This is a genomic window from Nonomuraea sp. NPDC050643 (assembly GCF_040654715.1).
Lineage (GTDB): Bacteria > Actinomycetota > Actinomycetes > Streptosporangiales > Streptosporangiaceae > Nonomuraea.
This window is the reverse complement of sequence record NZ_JBFAIM010000159.1, coordinates 1-2,973: the sequence shown is the minus strand read 5'-3', so window position 1 is coordinate 2,973 and position 2,973 is coordinate 1. Positions and strand designations below refer to the sequence as shown.

Annotated in this window: 2 protein-coding genes; one reads left to right on the top strand and one right to left on the bottom strand. The window is 32.3% G+C overall.

Translation table 11 applies throughout. The features are described 5' to 3' along the window. Positions 1-386: 386 nt before the first annotated feature. Positions 387-1,667 (bottom strand): MobV family relaxase, encoded by a 1,281-nt coding sequence (mobV, locus tag AB0I15_RS66640; RefSeq protein ID WP_358121102.1) that lies wholly within the window; start codon positions 1,665-1,667, stop codon positions 387-389. Between the two features lie 382 nt (positions 1,668-2,049). Here mobV and AB0I15_RS66635 point away from each other — a divergent pair, with 382 nt between their 5' ends. Then, positions 2,050-2,502, top strand: a complete 453-nt coding sequence (locus AB0I15_RS66635) for a hypothetical protein (RefSeq protein WP_002494373.1) — start codon at positions 2,050-2,052, stop codon at positions 2,500-2,502. Positions 2,503-2,973 lie beyond the last annotated feature (471 nt).

The window sequence follows — 2,973 nt, the reverse complement described above, 5'->3', positions numbered from 1 at the left end:
TGCCGCCGAGCGCGCTGATCTTCTTTGAAATACTTCAAACGCATTCAAATATATTTATAAAGAAAACAACACAAAAATAAACTTTTAAAAGAATGGAGGTATTTTTTTAAGTTTAGAAACCCAAAATATCTTCATCAATTAATTTAGAAATCATACTCACATCTATCATTTCCAATACAATATCTTTGCTACCTTGGAATTCTTATAATAATATAGAAATGCAAAGGTATCGTTCCTAATTACTGAATTAGTAGACTAGTTCAGTAATTAAAGTTATTATTGCTCTTAATAAGTGTCGCCAGCTTATTAAGTTTTTACTTACTCTTTTCATTGAGATAAGCGCTCAAACAAGTATCATACTTGCCTGAGTGCTTATTTTTATTGATTTATTCTAATTCTAAGTCATTCTCTGTCTCTTTTTTAATAGGTGCTGATGCCTTTCTTATATGATGGTCTATCCCTGACACATCACCTTGATATGCATGTGTTAAAGCCCCCTGATCCACCGTATCGGGATCAATACCGACTTCTGGCATACGTTGATATTTAATTTCTGCGCTTAATTCAATGTTCCTATCTTTCAATGCACATCTAAGCCCCGCAAACAAAATACGTGTATCGTTTCTTACCATGTCGTTCATCGCTTGATGACGTGCATTTAACATGTCTAAATGGTGTTCGAGTTGATTATTTTGTGTTGTTAAATATTGATTGCGCTTGTCCAAATCTCGGTAATTCATTCTAAGGCCACTCAGAGACGCCTCATACGCTTTGATTTCTTTTTGGTACTTTTCCTCATCTTTTTCAAAATCGTCCCTAGAATTTGCTCTCAGTTGCTTATATAGGTCAATATCTTCTTGAGCCTGTTGAGAATCCTCTTGTAAAAAATGATTTTTCCGTTTTAAGTTTTGAATATCCCGAGTTAAATGTTCTTTTTCATCGTGTAAATCGTTGATATCCCTCAACAATTGTTTTTTCGTTTCAATTTGTTGGTCTAATTCACTTAAAACTTTCGCTTTCTTTTTATATTCATGAATATCTTGAATATACGTTTTATTATCATCAGTACTCCCACGTTCAACATCAAAACCTTGCTGGCACAGATGTGTGGTTAATTCATCATGGATGTGATTAATGACTTGTCGATTCATAGCTGTACGTGCTGATAACCGCCCTTGATGATTAACAGGTATAAAGTGAAGGTGCATATGAGGCGCTGATTCATCCATATGAACTTTCGCTGAAACGACATTGACTTCGCCAAAACGTTCACTGAAGTAATCTTTACATGTCTTAAAGTAGTGTTTTGTACGTATTTCTCCCATACGGTCGGCCTCTTCTTTCGATAACGTAATGATATTGGAATACATCACCACACTATTTTTCTGTACACGTGACCCCTGTTCTTTATAATAATCGACTCTATCTTTCACACGATGATACAAATGACGTTCATCTTCAACTAAATCAAAGTTTAAGTTTGTCCGTTTCAAATCAATCTCATCATTTTTGATTCTCCCTTTACGTTCTTGTTCCATCTCTTTGCCTTTAACATCGCTCATTTTATTTTTTTGCGTATTCCAAGCTAATTTCAAATTGAGCGCCCTCCCCGAAGCTTTTTGATTTGTCTGTGGTTCTCTACTTTCGAGAACCTTCGAAAATATCATTTTACAAGCGCTGTGATTGTCTACCTTCGACAATGCTTCGCTTATGTAAAATGATGGATACTCTCACCGCTACGCCTCAAACATGTGAGGCTGATTCCGCAATGAGAGTATAGCTCGATATACTCTTACATTCAAATGTAAGAGTTATCTTCGCTCTGGCGAGGCCATCACTACATTCAAAAATATATTTTTGAATTCCGTTATATAGCTAACAAATGACATACGCATTATCAAACAAATATGTTTGATAATATGTATGCCAAATGTTAGCTCACAACACCTCGAATCATACATATTTATTAACATACATATGTATGTTATATTAATATAAAAATAAGCACACATATGTATGCTTATCATATATTAATTATGAGGTGATTCAATGCCAAAAAAACAAAGCTCGAAAGAAAAAATCTTAACCGTTCGTGTCAGTCAAGCGCAATACAAAAAGATACAAGATTTAGCCTACATACGTAGTATGAATGTCACAGAATATATACGCCAAACAGCTGTGGGTAATCGGATTAAACCGACGGTGATTGAATATCCAAAAGAGCAAATAACGATGGATGATTCTAATTCTAAGAATAATACGAATAATTTGTATAAAGTTATTGAACATCTAGAAGAAGACAACGAAGCACTCAAATCAGACAGAGACGCACTTCGACAACGTCATGACCAACTTGAAGATGATATAGAACAATACAAAAGGGAGAATGAGATATTTCATCGCTTGTTAGAGCACTTTGATAGTACTGCATTTATGAATTTTAATACGTATCGTGATGATAGACCATTAAAAAAAGAAATTAAACGATTGAAAGAACATTAAAAAGGCTACTCAAAAAATGTTTATCGTAAGAAATGGGGCAAAAAGAAGACATTAATGCTTTCTATTTTTTGTTGTACCAATAATTAATAATACAAAAAATAGAAAACCTAATAAATAAAATATTTTTTCTCCTAAAGGATTTCCAATGATATTTTCATTCAATCCTATAATCAAACAAACTATAAAAATAACAATAATAATGCCTGAATAAATCTTATTTTTTAATAACATAAAATTAACCTTTCTTTTCTATAAAATCTGGGATACTACCAATAATTAACCCCAATAAAAATACAAATCTGAAAAAATATGAATATAGTCTAAAAAAGGAAATCAAATATTAATTTCACAATTAGCAATAATATAAATGCTATCACTGTACTATTTAACAAAATATACATGATTTTTTTGTATATTTCATGACTATTTTTTCTCTTAAAAAAATCATAAAAACACTCCAGATTCTTAGCC